At 60.6% G+C, this 24508-nt stretch carries 20 protein-coding genes; 9 read left to right on the top strand and 11 right to left on the bottom strand.

Annotated elements, in window-relative coordinates:
• The first annotated feature begins 19 nt into the window (after window positions 1-19).
• Genes ACA043_RS26040 through ACA043_RS26020 form a run of 5 tightly spaced genes read left to right on the top strand, consistent with a single transcriptional unit; the run spans window position 20 to window position 9375 of the window.
• Complete coding sequence (locus ACA043_RS26040) at window positions 20-1732, top strand: DUF2138 domain-containing protein (protein WP_497658173.1); 1713 nt, start codon at window positions 20-22, stop codon at window positions 1730-1732.
• Window positions 1717-2367: a DUF1175 domain-containing protein gene (locus ACA043_RS26035; RefSeq protein WP_489879978.1), complete on the top strand. Its 651-nt coding sequence runs from the start codon at window positions 1717-1719 to the stop codon at window positions 2365-2367. Before ACA043_RS26040 ends, ACA043_RS26035 begins: the two co-directional genes overlap by 16 nt.
• Window positions 2364-6938, top strand: a complete 4575-nt coding sequence (locus ACA043_RS26030; RefSeq protein WP_497658172.1) for an alpha-2-macroglobulin family protein — start codon at window positions 2364-2366, stop codon at window positions 6936-6938. The genes ACA043_RS26035 and ACA043_RS26030 overlap by 4 nt, the downstream gene beginning before the upstream one ends.
• 1 nt (window position 6939) lies before the next feature.
• The gene (locus ACA043_RS26025; RefSeq protein ID WP_497658171.1) at window positions 6940-8559 is read left to right on the top strand and encodes a DUF2300 domain-containing protein; all 1620 of its coding nucleotides are present in this window, start codon (window positions 6940-6942) and stop codon (window positions 8557-8559) included.
• A 3-nt stretch (window positions 8560-8562) separates the two neighbouring features.
• Window positions 8563-9375: a YfaP family protein gene (locus ACA043_RS26020; RefSeq protein ID WP_497658170.1), complete on the top strand. Its 813-nt coding sequence runs from the start codon at window positions 8563-8565 to the stop codon at window positions 9373-9375.
• 79 nt (window positions 9376-9454) lie between these two features.
• On the opposite strand, the gene ACA043_RS26015 is transcribed toward ACA043_RS26020, so the two are convergent.
• The 11 genes from ACA043_RS26015 to exaC all read right to left on the bottom strand — a co-directional run bounded on the left by ACA043_RS26015 (window position 9455) and on the right by exaC (window position 19754).
• The gene (locus tag ACA043_RS26015) at window positions 9455-9751 is read right to left on the bottom strand and encodes a type II toxin-antitoxin system RelE family toxin (RefSeq protein WP_489879914.1); all 297 of its coding nucleotides are present in this window, start codon (window positions 9749-9751) and stop codon (window positions 9455-9457) included.
• Window positions 9741-9980, bottom strand: coding sequence for a type II toxin-antitoxin system RelB/DinJ family antitoxin (locus ACA043_RS26010; RefSeq protein ID WP_122608099.1), 240 nt, complete (start codon window positions 9978-9980; stop codon window positions 9741-9743). Before ACA043_RS26010 ends, ACA043_RS26015 begins: the two co-directional genes overlap by 11 nt.
• 429 nt (window positions 9981-10409) lie before the next feature.
• Entirely contained in the window at window positions 10410-11156 is a 747-nt protein-coding gene (locus ACA043_RS26005) for a S24 family peptidase (protein ID WP_489879915.1), read from the bottom strand.
• Between the two features lie 222 nt (window positions 11157-11378).
• Window positions 11379-11906 carry an inorganic diphosphatase gene (gene ppa / locus ACA043_RS26000; RefSeq protein ID WP_003205933.1) on the bottom strand — a complete coding sequence of 176 codons (528 nt, stop codon included), beginning with the start codon at window positions 11904-11906 and terminating at the stop codon, window positions 11379-11381.
• Window positions 11907-12018: 112 nt separating this feature from the next.
• On the bottom strand, window positions 12019-12831 hold the full coding sequence (locus tag ACA043_RS25995; RefSeq protein ID WP_497658169.1) for a M90 family metallopeptidase: 813 nt from the start codon (window positions 12829-12831) through the stop codon (window positions 12019-12021).
• A 4-nt stretch (window positions 12832-12835) separates the two neighbouring features.
• The gene (locus ACA043_RS25990) at window positions 12836-13486 is read right to left on the bottom strand and encodes a DedA family protein (RefSeq protein ID WP_489879916.1); all 651 of its coding nucleotides are present in this window, start codon (window positions 13484-13486) and stop codon (window positions 12836-12838) included.
• Between the two features lie 230 nt (window positions 13487-13716).
• Window positions 13717-14178, bottom strand: coding sequence for a GNAT family N-acetyltransferase (locus ACA043_RS25985; protein ID WP_007910890.1), 462 nt, complete (start codon window positions 14176-14178; stop codon window positions 13717-13719).
• A 115-nt stretch (window positions 14179-14293) separates the two neighbouring features.
• Window positions 14294-15127 (bottom strand): ethanolamine ammonia-lyase subunit EutC, encoded by an 834-nt coding sequence (gene eutC, locus ACA043_RS25980; protein WP_401269057.1) that lies wholly within the window; start codon window positions 15125-15127, stop codon window positions 14294-14296.
• Window positions 15124-16518 (bottom strand): ethanolamine ammonia-lyase subunit EutB, encoded by a 1395-nt coding sequence (locus tag ACA043_RS25975; protein WP_497658168.1) that lies wholly within the window; start codon window positions 16516-16518, stop codon window positions 15124-15126. The genes eutC and ACA043_RS25975 overlap by 4 nt, the downstream gene beginning before the upstream one ends.
• Window positions 16519-16570: 52 nt before the next feature.
• Window positions 16571-18022, bottom strand: a complete 1452-nt coding sequence (gene eat, locus ACA043_RS25970) for an ethanolamine permease (RefSeq protein WP_497658167.1) — start codon at window positions 18020-18022, stop codon at window positions 16571-16573.
• Window positions 18023-18233: 211 nt separating this feature from the next.
• Window positions 18234-19754, bottom strand: a complete 1521-nt coding sequence (gene exaC / locus ACA043_RS25965; RefSeq protein WP_497658166.1) for an acetaldehyde dehydrogenase ExaC — start codon at window positions 19752-19754, stop codon at window positions 18234-18236.
• A gap of 299 nt (window positions 19755-20053) precedes the next feature.
• Between exaC and ACA043_RS25960 the strand changes: the two genes are divergently transcribed.
• From ACA043_RS25960 to ACA043_RS25945, 4 genes are all read left to right on the top strand, one after another.
• Window positions 20054-21967, top strand: a complete 1914-nt coding sequence (locus tag ACA043_RS25960) for a sigma-54-dependent Fis family transcriptional regulator (RefSeq protein WP_497658165.1) — start codon at window positions 20054-20056, stop codon at window positions 21965-21967.
• 255 nt (window positions 21968-22222) lie between these two features.
• Entirely contained in the window at window positions 22223-23572 is a 1350-nt protein-coding gene (gene mpl, locus ACA043_RS25955; protein ID WP_187678806.1) for a UDP-N-acetylmuramate:L-alanyl-gamma-D-glutamyl-meso-diaminopimelate ligase, read from the top strand.
• On the top strand, window positions 23569-24216 hold the full coding sequence (ubiX, locus tag ACA043_RS25950; protein ID WP_187678807.1) for a flavin prenyltransferase UbiX: 648 nt from the start codon (window positions 23569-23571) through the stop codon (window positions 24214-24216). The genes mpl and ubiX overlap by 4 nt, the downstream gene beginning before the upstream one ends.
• Window positions 24209-24493: a YceK/YidQ family lipoprotein gene (locus ACA043_RS25945; RefSeq protein ID WP_187678808.1), complete on the top strand. Its 285-nt coding sequence runs from the start codon at window positions 24209-24211 to the stop codon at window positions 24491-24493. The genes ubiX and ACA043_RS25945 overlap by 8 nt, the downstream gene beginning before the upstream one ends.
• The last annotated feature ends 15 nt before the right edge of the window (window positions 24494-24508 follow it).

Here is a 24508-nt window from a genome sequence, read left to right as displayed (position 1 = left end):
AACTTCGGGTTTTGTGAACATGAGTGATAACGCTGCTTCTCCGGCCGTCCCGACACCTGCCGGCAAACCTTCCCGGCGCTGGCCGGCACTGCTGATCGGATTGGTCCTGGTGGCCGGCGTGGCGGGAGGTTTTGGCTGGCTGCTGCTCAAGCCCAAGGCGCCGCCGGCAGAGCTTGCCAGTGACAAACTCGGTCTGAGCCGCCCCGACGCCTTGCTGGAAACGCACTCCCTGAGTCAGTTGCCCAAGGACTTGCTGACGGTGCCGTTCCTCAAGGCCACGCTCACCGAAGATTTCGTCTTCTATTACGAAACCCACGCCGATCGCCTGGGCTTGATCGGCAGTCTGCGCCGGATCATCTACGAGCATGACCTTAAGTTGCAGGACAGCCTGATCGAGCAGCTTTTCGATCAACCGGCAGACGTCGCGATGTGGCGGGGGGCTGATGGCCGGCTCAAGGATTTCCTGTTGGTGATGGATCGCGGCGGTCTGGCCAAGCTGCTGGAACCGTTGGCGAAGGTCGCGCTGGATGATTCGCAGCTAAGCGTGTTGGGCAACCTCAAAATCGGTAGCGACGAGGTGCCGCTGTACCAGCTCAGCTACAACGCCAGCAAATCGCTGCTGTTGGCTTCGCGCGGCGACAAACTGGTGGTGCTCTCCAATCCGAACAAGTACTACGACTCTGACAGCGGCACCCAAGAGGAGCCGGGCCACGTCTCTTCGCAAGCGCTGGCAGCACTGCTCAACGGCGAAAAACTGTTCCCCGAAGCCTTCGGCCTGCCTGCCAAAACCCCTGAAATCAAACAACGCCTGTCGGTTAATTCCAGCGTCCTCGCCATGGGCTACCAACGCTTCATCCCGAACTTCGCCGGCCTGCGTTTCGACATGGACGATAAGGGCTGGCACAGCTACCTCGCCATGGATGAGCTGGAAAACCAGCCGGACTTCGATTTCAAACCGGTCTGGCAAGCCATGCCGCTGGGCGCGAGTGCCTGTGTGACCTTGCCAGTAGCAGCCGAACCGCAAAAACCGTTGCTGGTGAAACTCGGTGCCGAAGACGCCGTGGCGCAAAAACTCACCGAACACGTGGCCGGTGCGGCGGGCCTGTGCTGGTACGCCGATTCGCGGCTGTACACGCCGTTGCTGGTCGCCAGTCTGAAGGACGAGGACAGCAGCAAACTCGATGGCGATCTCGGCAAACTGTTCGGTTCGATGGTCGGCGCTTTCGAGTCCAACGTCGAAGAAAACGTCTTTCCGGTGGTCGAGAAGCAGGAAGGCCAGAGCCACCTCTGGCAGCGCCAGGTCAGCTCCAATTTCGGCCCGTACGCGGCGAAGACCGCAGAGAACCCTGACGCCATCAGCGGCAAGGCTTTCATGAAGGTCAGCCTCGCGCGCCATGGCTCGACGCTGCTGTTCTCTCTCGACGACAAACTGGTCGACAAAGCCCTCGGCACCCTCGACAAGCGCTTCCCGCCGATGGCCGACGTACTGCCCAAAGATGTGCTGATGCCGATCTACTTCGGCCCGGATTCGATGGCGCAACTGATGCAGCAGGAAACCCTCGACAGCCTGCCGCAGGACATGGAACCGGTGTTTTACAACGCCGCGCAAACCTACCTGATCCCGAAACTGCGCACCCTCGGCGGCTATGGCAAATATGCCCTGACCCTGCCTGAGGGCAGCGAGCCGGACGGCCATTGGCAATGGCTGCCGCTGGAATGGAAAGCGCTGTGACGGCACTGATTCGCAGCCTCGGCCTGCTCGCGCTGTTGCTTGGCGCGGGTGCTCGCGCCATGGAAGCCCCGGCGCTCGATCCGGCGCAGTCCCAGGTGTTCCGCGCCTGGTTCGTACGCATCGCCCAGGAGCAACTGAGCCAAGGCCCGAGCCCGCGCTGGTACCAGCAGGATTGCGCCGGGCTGGTGCGTTTCGCCGCCAATGAAGCGCTGAAAGTCCATGACGACAAATGGCTGCGCAGCAATGGCCTGTCCAATCGCTATCTGCCGCCGGAGCTGTCGCTGAGCGAAGATCAGCGCAAGCTCGCCCAGCAATGGCAGCAGGGCGGCGGCAAGGTCGGGCCGTACGTCAACGCGATCAAACTGATTCAGTTCAACAGTCATCTGGTCAGCCGCGACGTGTCGCAGGCGCGGCCCGGTGACCTGATGTTTTTCGATCAGGGTGATGACCAGCACCTGATGATCTGGATGGGCCGCTACATCGCCTATCACACCGGCACCACCACCCCCACTGACAACGGCATGCGTTCGGCAAGCCTGCAGCAACTCATGACATGGAAGGACACCCGATGGATACCCGACGCAGCCAATCCCAACTTCATCGGCGTCTATCGACTGAACTTTCTCTCCCAATGACCGGTGCCCGCATGTTGCGACTCTGCGCAAAAATTCCTCTGTTGCTGGCACTGCTGCTGCCGCTGGCGACTGTTAACGCCGAAGATTCGGTGGAGCCGAGCGGCTACACGCCAGTGTCCGGTGAAAGCTTTTTTCTGCTGGCGGACAGCAGCTTTGCGGCCGACGAACAGGCGATGGTGCGCCTTGAAGCACCTGGCCGCGACTATCGCCGTTTCCGCATGGAGCCTTACGGCGGCGCCGATATTCGCGTGTACCGCATCGACAAGCCATTGGACTTCCTCAAGCGCCAGAAGAACCTGCATCGCGTGGTCAGCGACGGTCAGTTCAAGGGCGAAGGTCTGTCCAACACCCTCGCGTATCTGTGGGACAACTGGTACCGCAAATCCCGTCGGGTGATGCAGCGTGCGTTCTCCTATGAATCGCGCAAACAAGTCACCGAAGAAGTGCCGGAACTGAAGATGGGCGACGCCATCGCCGCACCGACACCGTATGACGCACAGCCTCAATTCGCACTGATTCCGGGTCTGCCGGTGGTCAGCCAGTTCCGATATCCGCTGTGGCAGGCCAAACCGATTCAACCACCGGCCGGGGTCAATCTGGCCGGGTCTTCCAGTGACTTCGTCAGCGTCGCGCCGGGCAACGTCTACATTCCGTTGGGCAACCTGAAACCGGGTCTGTATCTGGTCGAAGCGCTGATCGGCAAGTACCGCGCCACCACCATGGTCTTCGTCTCCAACACCGTGGCGGTGAGCAAGATTGCCGGTGATGAATTGCTGGTCTGGGCCGCGCGCAAACACGAAGGCAGTTCGGTGCCGAAGGTCAATGTGCTGTGGACTGACGGCCTCGGCGTAATGAGCAGCGGTGCCACCGATGCGGACGGTTTGCTGCGTCTGAAACACGTCAGCCCCGAGCGTTCGTTCGTGATCGGCGAGGACGAGGAGGGCGGCGTATTCGTCTCCGAGAACTTCTATTACGACAGCGAAATCTACGACACCAAACTCTACGCTTTCACCGACCGGCCGCTGTATCGCCCGGGGGATTGGGTATCGCTGAAAATCGTCGGTCGCGAGTTCAAGAATGCGCGCGACTCGGTGCTGCCGGGCGCGGCGGATGTCAGCGTCAGCGTGCTCGATGCCACCGGCACCGAACTGCAACACCTCGATCTGAAACTTGATTCTAAGGCCGGTACTCAGGGCCGTTTCCAGTTGCCGGACAACGCCGTGGCGGGTGGGTACGAGATTCGCTTCAACTACAAGGATCAGGCCTACAGCAGCGCCTTCCGTGTGGCCGAATACATCAAGCCGCACTTCGAGATTTCGCTGAACCTGGCCAAGCAGGATTACCGCACCGGCGAGCCGGTCAAAGGCAGTCTGGTGCTGCTGTACCCGGACGGCAAACCGGTGGCCAACGCCAAACTGACCCTGAGCCTGCGTGCCCAGCAATTGTCGATGGTCGACAACGAACTGCAATACCTCGGGCAATTCCCGGTGGAATTGACCAGCACCGAACTGACCACTGACAGCAAAGGCAACGCGACCCTCGATCTGCCGGCCGCCGACAAACCGAGTCGCTACATGCTCACCGTGTTCGCCAGCGATGGTGCGGCGTATCGGGTCAAGACCACCAAGGAAATCCTCATCGACCGTGGCGCTGCGAGCTTCCGCTTGAGCGCGCCGCAACGCTTCAGTGCGGTCAACGACAAGGTCGCGTTCAGCTATGCCAACGAAGGTGGCACCGAGCAAAGCAAAGCGGTCACGCCGAGCAGCTACAGCTGGGTGCGTCTGGAAGATCAGAGCACTGGCGAAGGTAAACTCGCGGCGACGGATAAAGGCTTCAGCCTCGCGTTTGAACGTCCAGGCACCTACAACCTGACTCTGAAGGATCAACACGGCCGTGTCCTCGGTGCCACCGGTCATTCGGTCACTGGCGACGGCGTCAAAGCCGTGCCGGGCACCGTGGAAATCGTCCTCGACAAGCCTGAATACAAGGCCGGTGATGAAGCGCTGGCGCTGATCACGTTCCCTGAACCGGTGAGCGATGCCTTGTTGTCGCTGGAACGCGACAAGGTCGAAGCCACCGCGCTGCTGGCCAAGGGCGGCGACTGGTTGAAACTGGAAAAACTCAGCGACACCCAATACCGTGCGCGCATTCCGGTGAAGGACAACTTCGCGCCGAACCTGACCTTTTCCGTGCTCTACACCAAGGGCGGGCAGTACAGCTTCCAGAACGCCGGGATCAAGGTGGTCGCGCCGCAAATCGACGTGGCGATCAGCACTGACAAAGCGGTGTATCTGCCGGGCGATACCGTGACGGTAGACCTGACCACGCAGTTCGCCGGTAAAGCCGTACCGGCGCACCTGACCGTCAGTGTCGTCGACGAAATGGTCTACGCGCTGCAACCGGAAGTCGCGCCGACCATCGACCAGTTCTTCTACCACCCGCGCCGCAACAATGTGCGCACCAGCGCCAGTTTGTCGTTCATCAGTTACGACGTAGCGTTGCCGGGCAGCCCCGGTGCACCGGGCAAAGCCAATCGCAGCGAACGCGGGGTGAAAGTGTTGGAGCGTCCGCGTCGTGAAGATGTCGACACCGCCGCATGGCAGCCGGAATTGCTGACCGGTGCCGATGGCAAAACCCGTTTCACCTTCAAGATGCCGGACTCGCTGACCCGCTGGCGCATCACCGCGCGGGCGATTGCCGATGACGGTCAGGTCGGGCAGAAGAAGCAATTCGTCCGTTCGGAAAAACCGCTGTACCTGAAGTGGAGCGGGCCGAGCAAATTCCGCAAGGGCGATCAGCCGCAACTCGGCGTGTTCGCTTTCAGCCAGGCCGAGAAACCGGTCAAGGCTGAACTGGTCACTCACTACGCTGGCGCCGAACAACGCCTGCCGGTGACCCTGAACAACGGCATCAACTATCTGCCGCTGCCAGCATTTGCGCTAGCTTCGGGCGAGTGGACGGCGGAACTGGTGCAGGACGGCAAAACCGCTGATGCCTTGGCGGTGCGCTTGAGCGCGACCGGTGATGGCTGGCAAGTGACGCAGACTCAGAATCTCGATGTGGCCAGCGGCGATACGGCGCTGAGCCTGCCGGCAGACGCCACCAACATTCGTCTGCGTCTGGATGACAGCCCGCAAGCGCTGTTCCGTTCCGCTCTTGATGATCTGCTCAGCTATCCATATGGCGGCGTCGAACAGACGGCCAGCCGTTTGCTGCCGCTGAGCATTGCTTATCCGTCGCTGGCATCGAGCCCGCAGATCCGCGACCGCTTGCGCCTGATCATGCAGAACAGCCGTCTGCGTCTGGTGCAAATGGCCGGGCCGTCAGCGAGCTTCACCTGGTGGGGTTACGACGGTGAGCCGGATGCGTTCCTCACCGCTTACGCCTATTACGCCGACTGGAACGCCAGCCAGGTGCTGGAGCTGACTCTGCCGCCGGAGCACTGGCAGCGCGTGCTGGAGGTTTACGCCAAGCAGGCGCCGAACACGCCATTGCTACAACGTGCGCTGATTCTGTCGTTCGCCAAACAGATGCATTTGCCGGTCAACACATTGCTCAGCGGTCTGATGGACGATCTGGCCAAGGCCGGTGAAGGCAATGCTGAAACGATGATGGACGATGGCGCAGACAGCTTGGTGATGAGCGATCCGGATTCGACGCTCGGTCTGGCGGCAGCGCGGGTCTTGACCGCTTCGCTGGCCACTCAGGCAAAAGTCGCGTTGCCGGATGCCTTCAATCGTCAGGTCGGCGCTGCGCAACAGCGTCTGTCGGTCAGTTCGCAGCCGTTTGCCGAGGCTCTGAACCTGTCGCTGCAACCGTTTGATCAGGCCCGTGCGACGGCTTTGTTGCAACGTCTGCTACCACAGCAATCGACCCTCGAACGCGCGCTGGCGCTGACGTGGCTGCAACGCAGCATCGCCCAGGCTTCGCCGACCATCGCGCTGACACCGGGCGATGGCTGGAAGAAAAATTACGGCGCGACCGGTGAAATGTACTGGACGTGGCAGGGCGCGACCCCGGTGCCGAGCGTGTTGACAGTTTCCGGGACTCAGGAGCGTCCGCTGCGTGCGGCGTTGAGCTTCCAGACTCAGCAACCGGCAGTTGATCCGATGGCCGTGACCATCACCCGTCGCCTGTCGCGACTGGTGCCGGGGGATGAAGCATTCACCTTCAAACTGGAGCCGGTCGGCACTAAACCGCTGTCCAGCGACAGCCTGTATCTGGACGAAGTGATCCTCACCAGCAAAGCGCCGAAGCCGCTGCGCTACGGCATGCTCGAAGTGCCGCTGCCACCGGGCGCCGATGTCGAGCGCACCACGTGGGGCATCAAGTTGCAGGGCAAGGACGGCACCGAGCCGACCTCGCTGGAGAAGGCGCGTTTCGAGCCGGGGCAACTGGCTTACGCGGTGCCGGTGGATGCGCTGAGCGGCGAATTGCGCCTGCGCCATCTGGTGCGTTTCTCGCAGAAAGGCCAGTTCAATCTGCCGCCAGTGCGTTTCACTCAGGTTTACGCGCCGCAGCATCAGGCCCAGGAAGCGAAAGCCGCTCTCGGTCAGGTCACGGTCAACTGACATGACCCGGCCGCTGCTGTGGCTGCTGATGTGTGTGATTCCTGCGTTGGCGACGGCGCAGGATGAGCCGTTGCGCGTGGCTTACAAGGGTGAGTTGTTGTCGTTGAGTCAGACGCAGATGATCGCTCGCGAACCGTTGCCGTCGTCGCTGGATACGCCACTTGGCAGCCTGTGGAAGCTGTTTGTCTACGCGTGGCTGGTGGATACCGGCGCGCGGGAACCGGCTTATGAATGTCGCGGGCAGTCGAAAGAGGAAGTCTATTGCTGCTCGGCGGGCGGCAAGATCGAGCGTGATCAGGCGCTGGTGAAGTCGTGCGGGTTGTATTTCGAGCCTGCGCGACTGGGGATTTCTGCCAGCGATTGGCGCACTTACTGGCAGGCGCGAAAGGCGCCGTCGTGGTTGCTGGATTTGCCGTCGGTGCAACCGGCCACGCGGGTTTCTGTGGCTGACTTGCTAACGGTTTTGTCTGCGCTTCCCGCTCAAGATCAGATGCGCCGTGTGCTGCTCGACGTGGTGTTGAACGCCGCCGACGGTAATGTCGTCGGTGAGCTCGGCGGTCGCCTGCGGGTGAAAACCTGGAGCTGGCTCGGCGATCAGGACCCGCAATCGCGGCAGGGCGGGTTTGCCGGTTGGACGGCGGACGGTTCGCCTGTGTGGGCGGGTGGGCGTGGCACCAGTCAGATGGTCTTGCGTCATTACGGTGCTGCACTGGCGACGGTGTTACCTGCTGCGTGGCCGGCAGATACGGGGCGTTGCGTTGAGGTCGGCCTGTTCTCGCGCTATCCGGTCGTGCGGGTTTTGGCTGGTGACCGTGCGGTGACTTCCGGCCCGCTGCAGGGCGACTACCGCGTCGAATTCGCCAACGGCAATGCGCTGGATATCCACAGCGACGGCGAACTGTTTCTGCTCAACGACAAACTCGTCGCAAGGCTTGATCGCGAAGAATACGTCGCCCGTGTCCTTGAGCGCGAAGCCAAACCCGAACCTGCTGAAGCCGCGAAGGCCCTCGCCGTGGCGATCCGCACCTACCTGCTGCAAAACGCCACACGCAACGGCGACTGCCTGAGCATCGACGACAGCAGCAATCGCCAGCGGGTCGCACCGCGTCCGGCGTCCAGCGAATCGCGCAGCATCGCCGCATGGACTGCGGATCTGGTCCTGGCCGGCAGTACCGTCACCTATCACTCCGATCAACCCGGCCCGGACAAACTGGCGTGGCAACAAGCTGTCGAACAAGCCAACGCCGGCCAACGCTACGACGCAATCCTGCTGCACGCCTATCCACGCGCCAGCCTCAGCCGCTGGGACAACCCGGTCGCCTCCTGCGAAGCGCTGCCCGCCGCGCAAGACTGGCTGCAGAAGCAGCGTCGCGGCTGGCGCCCGAAGCTCGAAAGCGAAACCGGCTACAACGAAGTCAGCACGTTCGCGGTGTGCAAACTCGCTTTTGGCCGACCCTTCGTCGACCGCGAACGCCAGCGCATTTACGTGCGCGGCGTGCTGACCCTGCAGGATCGCCTCGACCTGACTCACGAATATTTGCACCTGGCCTTTGAAGCACATCCCAACGGCCAGGATGAAACCTACATCGAAGGGCTCGCCCGTCACCTCTTGCTGGAATAGACCATGACACTCCGTTATCCACAGGTCTTGCTGTTGCTCTGCACGTTGACCGCGCTATCGCCGGCAATGGCCGCCGACAGCGTCAAAATCGACACCCCGGTCAGCGGCTGGCGCAGCGGCTCGCCGGGCGGCGAGGGCGAAAGCTTCCGCCAGACCGTCAACTACCCGGCCTCATCGGTAAACACCCCGATCGGCCAGGCCAACACCGCACGCATCAGCGGCCAGATCAACACCACGCCGAAGAACAATGAGCCCGGCCGACTGATCGTCAACGGCGTCAGCATGCCGCTGAAAATCGACCCCGCTGGCCACTTCGACCGCCCGTTCTCTTTCCCCAATGGCAGTAACAGCGTCGAAGTCCGCAGCCCCGACGGCAAGCAACGCCACCGCACCCAATTCCTAAACACCAGCGGCGGCGCCACCCCGCCCAAACTGCGCGTGCTGCTGGCCTGGGACAGCGACGGCACCGACCTCGACCTGCACCTCATCACCCCCGACGGCGGCCACATCTGGTACGGCAACCGCGTCGCGGACAACGGCGCCGGCCTGGACGTCGACGTAACCACCGGCTACGGCCCGGAAATCTTCGCCATGCCGGCACCGATCAAGGGGCAATATCTGGTGTATGTGAATTACTTTGGCGGCGGGTATCGCGGGGGCGATGAGGGCGGGGATGAGGCGGTGCAGGCGCTGACGACGGCGCAGGTGACGGTGATTACCGAGGAAGGGACGCCGAGCGAGAAGATGGAGACGTTTTTGATCCCGATGCGGGCGGTGGGGGAGTTGACGTTGGTGAAGTCGTTTAGTTATCCGTGAGGGGGCGAGGCGTTCTGAACAAATGAATAGGTCAGCAGGCTGCTGACCAATTTCAGAGCATCTCAATCATTGAGTTGACTCAAATCTGGGGTGACAGTCGGTCTTGCGCAACCTCGTAAGCAGCCTCTCGCTCTCTCTTCCCGATAGCGACTACGAACACCACGATCTCCTGATCAAGCACCTGATAGATCAATCGATAGCCAGCGCTTTTCAGCTTCACTTTGTAGCAGTCCGGCAGCTCGCGAAGTCGATTGGCTTCTATTCGAGGATTCTTCATTATCTCAGCCAGCTTCTTCTTGAACTGTTGGCGAACCGTATCGCCCAGTTTGTTCCACTCCTTTAACGCACGACGATCAAATTCAAGGTTATAGGTCATCCAGACTTACCTTGACTCGCTGAGGAGCGGCGAGACGTTCGGTGACTACGGCGATGAGAGCTTCATCTTCCTCGCTGATTAATGCCGCTTTGAACGGCAGCTTGCCCCGCTCGGCGACGTATTGAAGTGTCTGGCGCAGAAGCTCTGACGGAGTTACGCCGAGCTTTTCCAGCTCGGCGAAGGAGCGCTGTTTCAGCTCATCGTCGATGCGAATATTGATGGAGGCCATGATGAAATACCTGTAATGACGTTTGTCGTTACGGTAGCAAGGTGCTTCCCTATTCGACAAGCGCGAATTCACGTTTCAGACGGCAGGACAGGTTTATTTCAGACATTAAAAAGCCGGCTTGTGGCCGGCTTCTCGGGGACTGGCTTGGTTCATTTTTGGTAAACCGCGCCAGCCTTCAAAATGTACACCCGGATCTGCGTCCGGCTGTGGGACTTGGCAGACGTTGGTCTGCCGCGTCGGGCGTCATCTGAGCCGCGGGAGCGGGTCGATGCGCGAATGTGGGGCGCAGGATACTGAGTTTTGCTCGGGATTCCCAGTGGGAAGTGCGGGTTAGAGCGATCTGACTGGCCAAAATCCGAGATTTGTACTGTCTATCCGGGCCTCATCGCGAGCAGGCTCACTCCTACGGGGGGTGAGCAAGCCTTCGGATTAGAGAAACGGTACCACCGGCCGTCTCTTGCTCAGCGTCGACCACCAGAACACCCAACCCAATATATGAATCCTTTGCTCTTCGATCTGCGCCGGGCGGAAGACTTCGTCCGGGTATTCGGCGCTGTTGTGGCTGCGCAGGCGCAGGCCGTTGCCGGGCATGCGGTGCAGGTATTTGATGCGCAGCATGCCGTCGTGTTCGATGGCGTAGATTTCGCCGTCGACGACCTGGGTCAGGCCGCGGTCGATGGCGAGTATCGAGCCGTCTTCGATGCGCTCGGCCATGCTGTTGCCGATCATGTGGGCGCAGATGGCATCGCTGTGGCGCACTTCCAGTTGGTCCAGGTGGGCGCGGGGCAGGCGGATGGTTTGATCCGGATCGAGGATAACGTGGGTTTTGCCGGAGTCTTTGGTGAGCGGCGTTTCCTTGAAGAACGCCAGGTCGATGTCGTTGGGGTCGATGACGGTGTACGCGCCGCGGAGGGCGTGGGCGTCAAAGGTGTCGCCATTGCTGGCAGGCGGCGTCAGGCTCGGCGCCTCTTTGGTGCCTTCGCCGGTTTTCAGCCATTCGCTGTTGACGGACAGCAGGCGTGAGACTTCTTCCATGCGATACGCCGGGACGCCCCGGGTGTACCAGTTGTGGACATTTTGGGCTTCCGTGCCCCAGAACTTTGCGAAACCCGTGGTAGAGATGTTCGCTTTTTCCAGGAGTGCCTTGAATCTTGGACCGCTAGTGTTCTTTCTCATAAACACGGAGTCTACGGCCGTGCCAGAGCGGTTTGAATAAACCGGGCGTTCAAAAACGGGCTGAATTTTGCGACTGGATGTAAGACGTTCTTGTGGGAAATTAAACAAGTTAAAACCGCGTCGCGCGGATTTTAAACGTCCTGTTTAAGGAAGCTGATCTCGCGCATAAAAAACCCCGGATCAACCGGGGTTTTCTGCAAGCATCACGCAGGTCGCAAGCGCTTAGCCTTTGTAGGCAGCAACCGACTTGGTGATCGCTTCGCGGGCGGCGTCTGCACCTGCCCAGCCTTCGATCTTGACCCACTTGCCTTTTTCGAGATCTTTGTAGTTCGCGAAGAAGTGCTCGATCTGCTGGATCAGCAGAGGAGGCAGGTCAGTGTATTCCTTCACGTCGACGTACAGTTGGGACAGCTTGTCGTGTGGCACTGCGATGACTTTGGCATCGCCGCCGCCGTCGTCGGTCATGTTCAGGATGCCGACTGGACGCGCGCGGATCACCGAGCCTGGAGCAACCGGGTAAGGGGTCACAACCAGCACGTCGAGGGGATCACCGTCGTCAGCCAGGGTGTTCGGGATGTAACCGTAGTTGGCCGGGTAGAACATTGGGGTGGCCATGAAACGGTCAACGAACAGGCAATCGCTGTCTTTGTCGATTTCGTATTTGATCGGCGCGTGGTTGGCCGGGATCTCGATCGCGACGTAGATGTCGTTCGGCAGGTCTTTGCCAGCCGGAATCTTGCTGTAGCTCATTGGGCGTTGCCCCCGTAGTTGACCAAAAACACTTGGCCGGATTGACCAAAAAGTGGCGGCGATTATAGGCATATTCTGCAGCCTACGCCATGTACTGAGCGTCGTTCGGCGCTCAGTCTTGCGCCTGATAGGCCGGGTCTGTGGCCTGAAGTTGCTGCAACCTGCCCAACGGATCCTGCCGGTAGAAACGCTTGAGTTGCAAGTAGACCTGTGGATAAGCCTCGTACAGCAGATCCGGTGCGCTGAAGAAATACTCGCTGGTGACGGCGAAGAACTCGGCCGGGTTTTCCGCGGCGTAGGGATCAATGGCGGTTTCGGCGTCAGGGTTGTCATCGAGTTGCAGATTGAGGTCGTCGTAGGCCTTTTGCATCACCTCGGCCCAGTCGCTGACGCGCATGTCGGCGTGCAGCGGCGGCAGGCCGTTGGCATCGCCGTTGAGCATGTCGAGTTTGTGCGCCAGTTCGTGAATCACCAGGTTGTAGCCTTCCCAGCCACCACTGGCCATCACGCCAGGCCAGGCCAGAATGATCGGCCCCTGCTGCCAGGCTTCGCCGCTGTGTTCGCCATCCCATTCATGCTCGACGCCGCTGGCATCGCGATGGCGCTGCGGGCTGAGGAAGTCGTCGGGATAGAGGACGATCTCGTGAAAGCCCTGATACCAGTTCAAGTCGCCCAAGTGCAGAAGCGGCAATTGCGCTTGGGCGGCGAGCAGCAGGCGTTGCTCCTGATGCAGTTCGACGCCGGGCAGGGCGCTCAGGTGTTTGTCGTCGAGGAACAAGACGCAGGCCTCGCGCAGCCACTGGTCTTCGGCGGCCGTGATGCCGTCAAGAAAACTCAGGTGATGGCGCACCCGCTGCCACAGGTCGTCGGCAATCGGGTGCTTCGCCAGAATGCGCCGGCGCCGCCAGGCGCTGAGCGACCACACAGGCTTAGTGCGATTGGGCTTTGGTGCCGCCGAAACGGCTGCGAACCACGCCAATGATCATCGGCACCAGCGACAGCAGAATGATCGCGACCACCAGCAATGACAGGTTCTTCTTGATGAACGGTACATTGCCGAAGAAATACCCCAGCGTTACCAAGCCACCAACCCAGAGAATGGTGCCCAGGACGCTGAAACCGAAAAAGCGCGGGTAGGGCATCCTCGCAACGCCGGCGACGAATGGAGCAAAGGTGCGGATGATCGGCAGGAAGCGCGCGAGGGTTACGGTTTTACCGCCGTGCTTGTCATAGAAATCGTGAGTTTTCTGCAGATAGTCGCGGCGGAAGATTTTCGAGTTCGGGTTGCTGAACAATTTTTCCCCGGCCGTTCGTCCGATCACGTAGTTGGTGCTGTCGCCCATGATTGCCGCGAGCATCAGCAGACCGGCCAGCAGCACCGGGTCCATGCCACCGCCAGCCGCAACGGCGCCAGCGATGAACAGCAGCGAGTCGCCCGGCAGGAACGGCATCACCACCAGACCGGTTTCACAGAAAATCACCAGAAACAGGATGGCGTAGATCCATGGCCCATAGTTGTTCACCAGCAAATCGAGGTAGACGTCGAGATGCAGGATAAGGTCGAGCGGGTTGAAATCCATGGAGGCACCTGTGGTGATGGCCCAACTCTGCAGGCCCGTGCGGATGACTTCGTGTAAGCCTACAAGCAGGTGTAGTTTTTCTTACAAGCCGGAAAGCTCGGGATTATACGGTCTGAAGGATGAAACGCGCGTTGGTTTTGTAGCGAGGAATGTCGGGGTGTGAACAATTGTCAGGTAGGCATTCTTTGTGGCGAGGGAGCTTGCTCCCTCATCACAGGCTGGCAACGCCGTCAGAGCTCTTCGCTGATTGGCAACACGTAGTTCTTGAACTCGGTGTCTTCCTTGAATCCGATGGACTCATAGGTTTTCTGCGCGACTTCATTGTTACTGCTGGTGGAAACGCGCATGCGCACGGCCTGGGTTTCCTTGGCCATTTTCTTCGCGGTGCGGATCAGGTTGTCGGCGACCAATTGGCGTCGGGCATCTTCGGCGACATAGATGTCGTTGAGGATCCACACGCGCTTGAGTGACAGCGAGGAGAAGCTTGGATACAGCTGACAGAAACCCATGAGTTTCTTGTCGTCATCATCGGCCAGGGCCAGATAGATCACCGACTCTTTGCGGCGCAGGCGTTTTTCGAGGAACGCGCGGGAGGAATCCGGGTAAGGCAGGGAACCGTAGAACTCGCGATATTTGACGAACAACGGGGTCAACAAATCCAGATGTTCGAGGGTCGCTTGAATAATCCGCATGATAGGTCTCGTCTTCAAGTGGCTGTCTTCAACTGCTCTGACGGCGATGGGAAACCCTGGCGGCCGTGCATCGATCCTGCCTGAAACCTTCGCAGAAACGCAATGCGGAAACGGTTCAGGTTGGGGGCGGACCGAGTAGGAAGTTTCCTTTCATGTCCGCCCCTGCGTCCGACTCCAACGTCTGAACCTGTGCTTCGTCCTTCAGGTTGACTCCCGACAGCTGCCGCCGACAGGCTTCGCGCATCAGATACAGCAAGCGATGCGCCGCCATGCCGTAGCTCAAGCCCTCAAGCCGTACGTTGGAAATGCAATTGCGGTAGGCATCGGTCAGTCCGATTTTTGGATTGTAGGTGAAATATAAACCGAGGCTGTCTGGCGAACTCAGGCCAGGGCGCTCACCAATCAGCATCACGACCATTTTTGCGCCGAGCAGTTGACCGATTTCATCACCGACGGCGACCCGTCCCTGTTCCACCAGAACGACGGGCGCAATGGACCATCCGTCAGCACTCATCTGATCTTCCATGCGAGTGAGAAACGGCAACGTATGCCGATGCACCGCCAGTGCTGACAAACCGTCGGCCACGACAATCGCCAGATCGACGCCGCCCGGATGCGCGGCTGCGTAATCGTGCAAGGTCTGCGCTGACTCGTCACTGAGCTTGCGCCCCAGATCCGGACGTTGCAGGTAACTGTTGCGATCCACCGCTGCGCTGTGCAAAAGCAGGCTTTCACGCCCGCGCTCACTGAGTTGCGCGCTGAGTTCTGCATGATCGAACGGCAGATGCACCGCATCCCGCGCCTGTGCGTGGGCAAACTGAAAATCAAGCTGGGCACTGGTCGGCAAACTGGTGCCGGTGCGGCCAAGAGCGATCCGTGCCGGGGTCAGGCGGCGCAGTTCCAGCCATGGGTTTTGCGGGTCGACGGGCGGTTTTTCCATAAGGCTCATCCCAGTTGCGCCAGGGCCTGGCGGAAGGCCGGCGGCAGGTTGTTGCCGAAGCGGACCTTGCCGTCAGCCTGAGTGAAGATGCCCATGTTGGCCAGCCATTGTTCGAACTCAGGTGCCGGTTTCAAGCCCAGAGTCTGGCGTGCGTAGAGGGCGTCGTGGAACGAGGTGGTCTGGTAGTTGAGCATGATGTCGTCGGAACCAGGGATGCCCATGATGAAGTTGATCCCGGCCACACCTAATAGGGTCAGCAGGGTATCCATGTCGTCCTGATCGGCTTCGGCGTGGTTGGTGTAGCAGATGTCGCAGCCCATCGGCACGCCGAGCAACTTGCCGCAGAAGTGGTCTTCGAGGCCGGCGCGAATGATCTGTTTGCCGTTGTAGAGGTATTCCGGGCCGATAAATCCTACGACGGTGTTCACCAGGAACGGCTTGAAATGTCGCGCCACGGCGTAAGCCCGCGTCTCGCAGGTCTGCTGATCGACGCCGTGGTGAGCGTTGGCCGACAGCGCGCTGCCCTGGCCGGTTTCGAAATACATCAGGTTCTGCCCGAGGGTGCCGCGATTCAGGCTCAACCCGGCGTCATAGCCTTCCTGCAAAATATTCAGGTTGATGCCGAAACTGGCGTTGGCCGCTTCGGTGCCAGCAATCGACTGGAACACCAGGTCCAGCGGCACGCCGCGGTTGATCGCTTCGATGGAAGTGGTGACGTGGGTCAGCACGCAGGCCTGGGTCGGGATGTCGTAGCGCTGAATGATCGCGTCGAGCATTTCCAGCATCGCGCAGATCGAGGCGATGCTGTCGGTGGCCGGGTTGATGCCGATCATTGCGTCGCCGTTGCCGTACAGCAGGCCATCGAGAATGCTCGCGGCGATGCCGGACGGCTCGTCGGTCGGGTGGTTCGGTTGCAGTCGGGTCGACAGGCGTCCACGCAGCCCAAGGGTGCCGCGAAATTTTGTGACGACGCGGATTTTCTGCGCGACCAGCACCAGATCCTGCACGCGCATGATCTTCGATACAGCAGCGACCATTTCCGGGGTCAGGCCGGGGGCGAGGGCGCGCAGGCTGGTTTCATCGGCGGCGTCGCTGAGCAGCCAGTCGCGGAAACCGCCGACGGTGAGGTGGCTCACTACGGCGAAGGCTTGTTTGTCGTGGGTGTCGATGATCAGGCGGGTGACTTCATCGGACTCATAAGGGATCAGCGCTTCTTGCAGGAAATGCGTGAGCGGGATGTCGGCCAGCGCCATTTGCGCGGCCACGCGCTCGCCGTCATTGAGCGCGGCAACCCCGGCGAGAAAATCCCCCGAACGTGCTGGGCTGGCCTTGGCCATGACGTCCTTGAGGCTGTCGAAGCGGTAGGTCTGGGCGCCGACCGTGTGAGCGAAACTCGCCATACAGAATTCTCCGTGACGGCGCAGGCGAGGCCTGCGCCGTGGTTTTCGACCGTCAGTGCAGGGCTTTTTCAGCGTTCTGAATCGCCGCGAATTCTTCCTCCGGCGTACCTGCTACCAAGTGATGTCGACTGTAGAAAGCAAAGTAAGCAATTAACACTCCATAGATGATAGCGGCGCCGATCACGACCCGCGGATCGACCAGGAAACCCGCAATCACGGCGATGCAGGCCAGCACCAGCGCAACACCCGAGGTGAAGATGCCGCCGGGCGTACGGTACGGACGATCCATTTTGGGGCGGCGGATGCGCAGGGTGATGTGCGCGGCCATCATCAGCACATAGGAAATGGTCGCGCCGAACACCGCCACCAGAATCAGCAAGTCGCCCTGGCCGGTCAGCGACAACCCGAAACCGATGATCCCCGGAATCACCAGCGCCAGCACCGGTGCCTTGCTTTTGTTGGTTTCGGACAATTTGCGCGGCAGGTAGCCTGCGCGGGACAAGGCGAAAATCTGCCGCGAATAGGCGTAGATGATCGAGAAGAAACTGGCGATCAGCCCGGCCAGGCCCACGAGATTGACGAAACCGCCCATCCAGGTCGAGCCGCCGTAGGCTTTGCTCAACGCTTCAACCAGCGGGTTGCCCGACGTCAGCAGCGAGTTGGCACCTGCGCCGCCCGGCCCGACGATCAAAATCAGCAGGGCAAACGCCAGCAGCACCAGCATCGCGCCGATGAGCCCGCGTGGCAGGTCGCGCTTGGGGTTTTTGGTTTCTTCTGCGGCCAGCGGCACACCTTCCACCGCGAGGAAAAACCAGATCGCGTAAGGAATCGCCGCCCACACGCCGACATAGCCGAACGGCAGGAAACTGCTGGCGCCGGTAGCGTTAGTCACTGGGATGTCGAGCAAATTGGCGACGTCAAAGTGCGGCACCATGGCCACCAGAAATACGCCGAGTGCCAGAGCAGCAATGGCCGTGATGACGAACATCAGCTTCAACGCTTCGCCCACCCCGAAAATGTGGATGGCGATAAAAATGATGTAGAACGCCAGATAAATCATCCAGCCGCCGATGCCAAACAACGATTCGCAATAAGCGCCGATGAACACGGCAATCGCAGCAGGGGCGATGGCGTATTCGATAAGGATCGCGGTTCCAGTCAGGAAGCCGCCCCAAGGGCCGAACGCGCTGCGGGCAAATCCGTAACCGCCACCGGCAGTAGGAATCATCGAGGACAGTTCGGCCAGGGAAAAGCACATGCACAAGTACATGGTGGCCATCAGCAGTGTCGCGAGGAACATGCCGCCCCACCCGCCCTGAGCCAGGCCGAAGTTCCAGCCGGCATAATCGCCGGAGATCACATAAGCGACCCCAAGCCCCACCAGCAGCACCCAGCCGGCGGCGCCTTTTTTCAGTTCGCGTTGTTGGAAGTAGTCCGAACCGACTTTTTCGAAGTCGACGGAGGAGCCAGTCGCCGGAGCGCCAGCAGGGGATTCGCTAGGCATAGGGTTCACCATTCTTATTGTTTTATTGGCCCAGTTGCGGGGCCGGGGACCATTGGGTTGAATCGCACATCGCTTTCGCGAGCAGGCTCGCTCCCACATTGGATGTGTGTCGAGTCGAGCATTGCGGGGGCACGCAGTCCCTGTGGGAGCGAGCCTGCTCGCGAAAGCGGTCGAAAGGGCGAGGCAGAAATATCTGCCTCGCCCCTATGCTTTAGAAGAAGCCCAACGGATTGATGTCGTAGCTCACCAGCAGGTTTTTGGTCTGCTGATAGTGGTCGAGCATCATCTTGTGGGTTTCACGGCCGACGCCGGACTTCTTGTACCCCCCGAACGCGGCATGCGCCGGGTACAGGTGGTAGCAGTTGGTCCACACGCGACCGGCCTTGATCGCGCGGCCCATGCGGTAGGCGCGGTTGATGTCGCGGGTCCACAGGCCGGCGCCAAGGCCGAACTCGGTGTCGTTGGCGATGGCCAGGGCTTCGGCTTCGTCCTTGAACGTGGTGATGCTCACCACCGGGCCAAAGATTTCTTCCTGGAACACGCGCATCTTGTTGGTGCCCTTGAGCAGGGTCGGCTGGATGTAATAGCCGGTCGACAGGTTGCCCTCGAGTTTTTCCACCTTGCCGCCGGTCAGCAGTTCTGCGCCTTCGCCCTTGGCGATTTCCAGGTAGGACAGGATCTTGTCGAATTGCTGCTCGGACGCCTGAGCGCCAACCATGGTGTCGGTGTCCAGCGGATCGCCACGTTTGATTTGCAGGACTTTCTTCATGACCACGGCCATGAACTCGTCGTAGATCGATTCCTGAACCAGTGCGCGGGAAGGGCAGGTGCAGACTTCGCCCTGGTTGAAGAACGCCAGCACCAGACCTTCGGCGGCTTTCTCGATGAAAGTCGGCTCGGCCTGCATGATGTCTTCGAAGAAGATGTTCGGCGATTTGCCGCCCAGTTCCACGGTGGACGGGATGATGTTTTCGGCAGCGCATTTCATGATGTGCGAGCCGACCGGGGTTGACCCGGTGAAGGCAATCTTGGCGATGCGTTTGCTGGTCGCCAGCGCTTCGCCGGCTTCTTTGCCGTAGCCTTGAACAACGTTCAGCACGCCCGGCGGCAGCAGGTCGCCGATCAGTTCGACCAGCACGGAGATACCCAGCGGAGTTTGCTCGGCAGGTTTGAGCACCACGCAGTTACCGGCGGCCAGGGCTGGCGCAAGTTTCCACGCGGCCATCAGGATCGGGAAGTTCCACGGGATGATCTGGCCGACCACGCCCAGCGGTTCATGAATGTGATAAGCCACGGTGTTGCCGTCGATTTCGGCAGCGCTGCCTTCTTGGGCGCGGATGCAACCGGCGTAGTAGCGGAAGTGGTCGGCGGCGAGCGGGATGTCGGCGTTGAGGGTTTCGCGGACGGCTTTGCCGTTGTCCCAGGTTTCGGTGATCGCCAGCAGTTCGAGGTTGGCTTCGATGCGGTCGGCGATTTTCAACAGGATCAGCGAGCGCGCCTGCACGGAGGTCGCGCCCCACGCATCGGCGGCAGCGTGGGCGGCGTCCAGTGCCTTGTCGATGTCTTCGGCAGTGGAGCGGGGGAATTCGGCAATTGGCTGGCCGTTGACCGGCGAAGTATTGGTGAAGTACTGACCTTTGACAGGCACGACGAACTCGCCGCCGATGTAGTTACCGTACTTGCTCTTGAACGAGACTTTGGCGCCTTCAGTACCGGGGTGAGCGTAACGCATGATGTTCTCCTTGGCTTTGTACTTATTAGAGAAACGCGCAAGTGCGCTTGCTATAAGCGTAGAGCAAAGGTCGGGCCACTGCCGTGCAGGTCAGGTAAATCAAGGCCTTGCGCGGTTTCTGTCGGACGGGTGGATGAAGGCTGTGACGGTTTCGGTACAGATGCGGTGACAGTTTGTACCGCTTTTGGCACAGCCAGTGGCCGGGCAGTCTTGCCAGCATTGCAATGCGCCGGTGGCTGGAGGATGCTGGGCGTCACCTCAAGCATTGGGCCGCCGAGCCTCGGGGAGAACAATAAGAAATGCACGACAACCATTTGAGTCGCCATGCCCAACAGGTTCTCACCGCCACCCAGGGCAAACCTCACCTGCATGGGCCCGGAGCTGATCCGTCAATTGCCCGCTCATGGCTGCGCTGTCTTGAGGATTATCATCTCGACCCCGCGCTGAGCATGGCGCCCACCGTGCTCGAACACGGGCGCGTCCTCGAAAGTCGAGAACGTCTGCAGCAGGTCTTGCAGATTGCCGGCAATGAAATGAGCAGCCTGCATCAACAACTCTCCGGCGCCGGCCACGCGGTGCTGCTGACCGACGCGCGCGGGGTGATCCTCAATTGCGTCACCGCGCCGGCCGAACGCAAGATTTTCGAACGCGCCGGCCTCTGGCTCGGTGCCGACTGGAGCGAAGCCTGTGAAGGCACCAACGGCATCGGCACCTGTCTGGTCGAGCGTCAGGCACTGACCATTCACCAGGACGAACACTTTCGAGGGCGCCATACGGGCCTGACTTGTTCGGCGAGTCCTGTGTTCGATCCGCACGGCGAGTTGCTGGCCGTGCTCGATGTGTCCTCGGCGCGCCACGACGTCTCGCGCCAGAGCCAGTTCCACACCATGGCGCTGGTCAATCTGTCGGCGAAGATGATCGAGAGCTGCTACTTCCTGCGTTGCTTCGATAACCAATGGCTGCTGCGTTTCCACCTCCAGGCCGAATCCGTAGGGCTGTTCAGCGAAGGGTTGTTGGCGTTTGACGGGGAAGGGCGGATCAGTGCGGTCAACCAGAGTGCGCTGAACCTGCTCGGACATATCCGCGGTGGCTTGCTCGGCAAACCGGTGGAGGCGTTTTTCGACTGTTCACTGGACGAGCTGCTTGCTCGCGCCAGTGCCCATGCCAGCGCCAGTTGGCCGTTGCGCACCCGCGATGGCCGGCAGCTGTTTGCCGTGTTGCGTGGCGAATCGCGCAAGCCGCCGCCGATCATGCGTTCGCCAGTTGTCACCGAGGCACCACGCTTGTCGGGCATCTGCCTCGGTGATGCGACGCTGCAAGCGAACTTCCGCAAAGCCCTGCGCGTTTTCGAGCGTGATGTGCCGCTGTTGATCAATGGCGAAACGGGCTCCGGCAAAGAAGCCTTCGCCAAAGCGGTGCATCAAGCCAGTCAGCGGTCGAGCAAGGCGTTCGTCGCACTCAACTGTGCAGCAATCCCCGAGAGCCTGATCGAAAGCGAGCTGTTCGGCTATCGCGGCGGTAGCTTCACTGGTGCTCGCAAGGACGGCATGCGCGGCAAGTTGCAACAGGCCGATGGCGGCACGCTGTTCCTCGATGAAATCGGCGACATGCCGCTGGCCTTGCAGACCCGCTTGCTGCGGGTGCTGGAAGATCGGCAAGTGGTGCCGATTGGCGGGGAACCGGAAGCGGTCAATGTGCGGATCATCAGTGCGACCCACCGCAATCTGCTGGAGCGGGTTGCGGACGGCAGCTTCCGTGAAGATCTGTATTACCGGCTCAATGGGCTGGAAGTGGCGTTGCCGGCGTTGCGTGAGCGCAGTGATAAATCGCAACTGTTGGACTTCCTGCTGGCCGAGGAGGCTGGCGGCGAAACGATATTGATTGAACAACCTGCGCGTGAGGCGCTGCTGGCGTTCAACTGGCCGGGCAATGTGCGGCAGTTGCGCAATGTGCTGCGCACGTTGGCGGCGTTGTGTGATGAAGGGCGGATCGGGGTGGAGGATTTGCCGGCGATGATTCGGCAGGCGCGGGTGGCGGTTTTGCAACCTGATGTATCTGAGCATCCATTGGAAGATGCTGAGCGGGTTGCGCTGCTTAAAACGCTGGAACAGACGCGGTGGCATATGACGCATACGGCTGAGCAGTTGGGGGTTAGTCGTAATACGCTTTACAGGAAGCTGCGTAAACATGGCATTGAGCGGCGGGTCAGTTAGAGCCCTCACCCTAGCCCTCTCCCAGAGGGAGAGGGGACTGACCGAGGTGTTCTGGCGATTTACGCCGACCTGAATCATCGACGTGAACTCAGCATTTGAAAGCAACCGAGATCGGCTCCCTCTCCCTCGGGAGAGGGCTGGGGTGAGGGGCGACAATCCACAGCCGAACACAAATGCCATTCCCGCCCCATCACCTAAAGAGTGCGAATTCCCCCTCCCTACGCTAACCTGCGGCCATGTTTTACGAGGTCGACTATGCACATTCATATTCTGGGTATCTGCGGGACTTTCATGGGCTCGATGGCGGTTCTGGCCAAAGAGCTGGGCCACCACGTGACCGGTTCCGACGCCAACGTCTATCCGCCGATGAGCACGCAGCTTGAAGCCCAGGGCATTCAGCTGACGCAGGGTTACGACCCGGCTCAGCTCGATCCGGCGCCGGATCTGGTGGTGATCGGCAACGCCATGTCCCGCGGCAATCCGGCGGTGGAATATGTGCTGAACAAAGGCCTGCCGTACGTTTCCGGCCCGCAGTGGCTGGCCGATCATGTGCTGCAAGGTCGCTGGGTGCTGGCCGTTGCCGGTACCCACGGCAAAACCACCACCAGCAGCATGCTCGCCTGGGTGCTGGAACACGCCGGCATGAGCCCGGGCTTCCTGATTGGCGGCGTGCCGCAGAATTTCTCGGTGTCGGCGCGTCTGGGCGGCACGCCGTTCTTTGTGATCGAAGCTGACGAGTACGACAGCGCGTTTTTCGACAAACGCTCGAAATTCGTTCACTACCGCCCACGCACCGCGATCCTCAACAATCTTGAGTTCGATCACGCGGACATCTTCCCGGACCTGCCGGCGATCGAGCGACAATTCCACCATTTGGTGCGCACGATTCCGAGCGAAGGCCTGGTGATCCACCCGACAACCGAGCCTGCGTTGCAGCGAGTGATCGAAATGGGCTGCTGGACTCCGGTGCAGACCACCGGGGCCGGCGGTCAGTGGCAGGTCAAATTGCTTAGCGAAGACGGTTCGGCATTTGAAGTGATGTTCGAAGGCGTGTCCCAAGGCACGGTCGAGTGGGAGCTGACCGGTCAGCACAACGTCGCCAACGCCTTGGCCGCGCTGGCGGCAGCGCGTCATGTCGGCGTGGTGCCGTCGATGGGCATTGCCGGGTTGAGTGCGTTCAAGAACGTCAAACGTCGCATGGAGAAAGTCGCTGAGGTTCGCGGTATCACCATTTACGACGACTTCGCCCATCACCCGACGGCGATTGCTACCACCCTCGACGGTCTACGCAAACGCATCGGCGATGCACCGCTGATTGCGATCATCGAACCGCGTTCCAACTCGATGAAGCTCGGCGCGCACCGCGACGGTTTGCCAGCCAGCGTGGTCGATGCCGATCAGGTGATCTGGTACGCCCCGGCCAACCTCGGCTGGGATCTGGGCGCGACCGCTGCGCTGTGCACCGTGCCGTCGATTGTCAGCGATTCGCTGGAAGGCATCATCGAACGCGTGAAGAGCCAGGCTCAGCCCGGCACTCACGTGGTCATCATGAGCAACGGCGGCTTCGGCGGCCTGCACGGAAAACTCGCCGAGGCGCTGCAATGAACACTCGTTTGGAGAGCAATGGCCCCGAACGCATCACGCTGGCGATGACCGGCGCTTCAGGCGCGCAGTACGGTTTGCGCCTGCTCGATTGTCTGGTGCGTGAAGATCGCGAGGTGCACTTCCTGATCTCCAAGGCTGCGCAACTGGTGATGGCCACCGAGACCGATGTCACGCTGCCGCCCAAGCCGCAGATGATGCAGGCGTTCCTGACCGAATACACCGGAGCTGCCGCCGGGCAGATCCGCGTGTACGGCAAGGAAGACTGGATGTCGCCAGTGGCTTCCGGCTCCGGCGCACCAGCGGCGATGGTCGTGGTGCCGTGCTCCACTGGCACGCTGTCGGCGATTGCCACCGGCGCCTGCAACAACCTGATCGAACGTGCCGCCGACGTGACGTTGAAGGAGCGTCGCCAGTTGATTCTGGTGCCACGCGAGGCGCCGTATTCGAGCATTCATCTGGAGCACATGCTCAAGCTGTCGAACATGGGCGTGACCATCCTTCCTGCGTCGCCGGGTTTCTATCACCAGCCGCAGACCATCGATGATCTGATCGATTTCGTCGTGGCGCGGATTCTCAATCTGCTGGGCATTCCTCAGGACATGCTGCCGCGTTGGGGCGAGCATCATCTGAGCAGCGATGAATAAGCTGCTGGTGGTTTTACTCGCGCTGCAACTGACGGGGTGTGCCACTGCGCGCACGCTCGATGCGGCGAAGCCTGGGGCGCCAGTGGTGTATTCGGGGACGCGGCTGGATTTGTATGCGCTGAATGGCGGGTGTTGTGCGATGGATCGGTTTGGCGCTGAAGCGCCGAGCTATCCGGGCGTGGATCTGCCGGCGAGTGCGTTGTTGGATACGCTGTTGTTGCCGCTGTCTTTGCTGACGGTGATTGGCGTGGGGTTTCAGGCGACTGGCGGATTGTAGTCGGGTGTTCTGATC

The sequence above is a fragment of the Pseudomonas sp. LBUM1648 genome (assembly GCF_059716145.1).
This window is presented reverse-complemented; position numbering and strand designations above follow the sequence as displayed.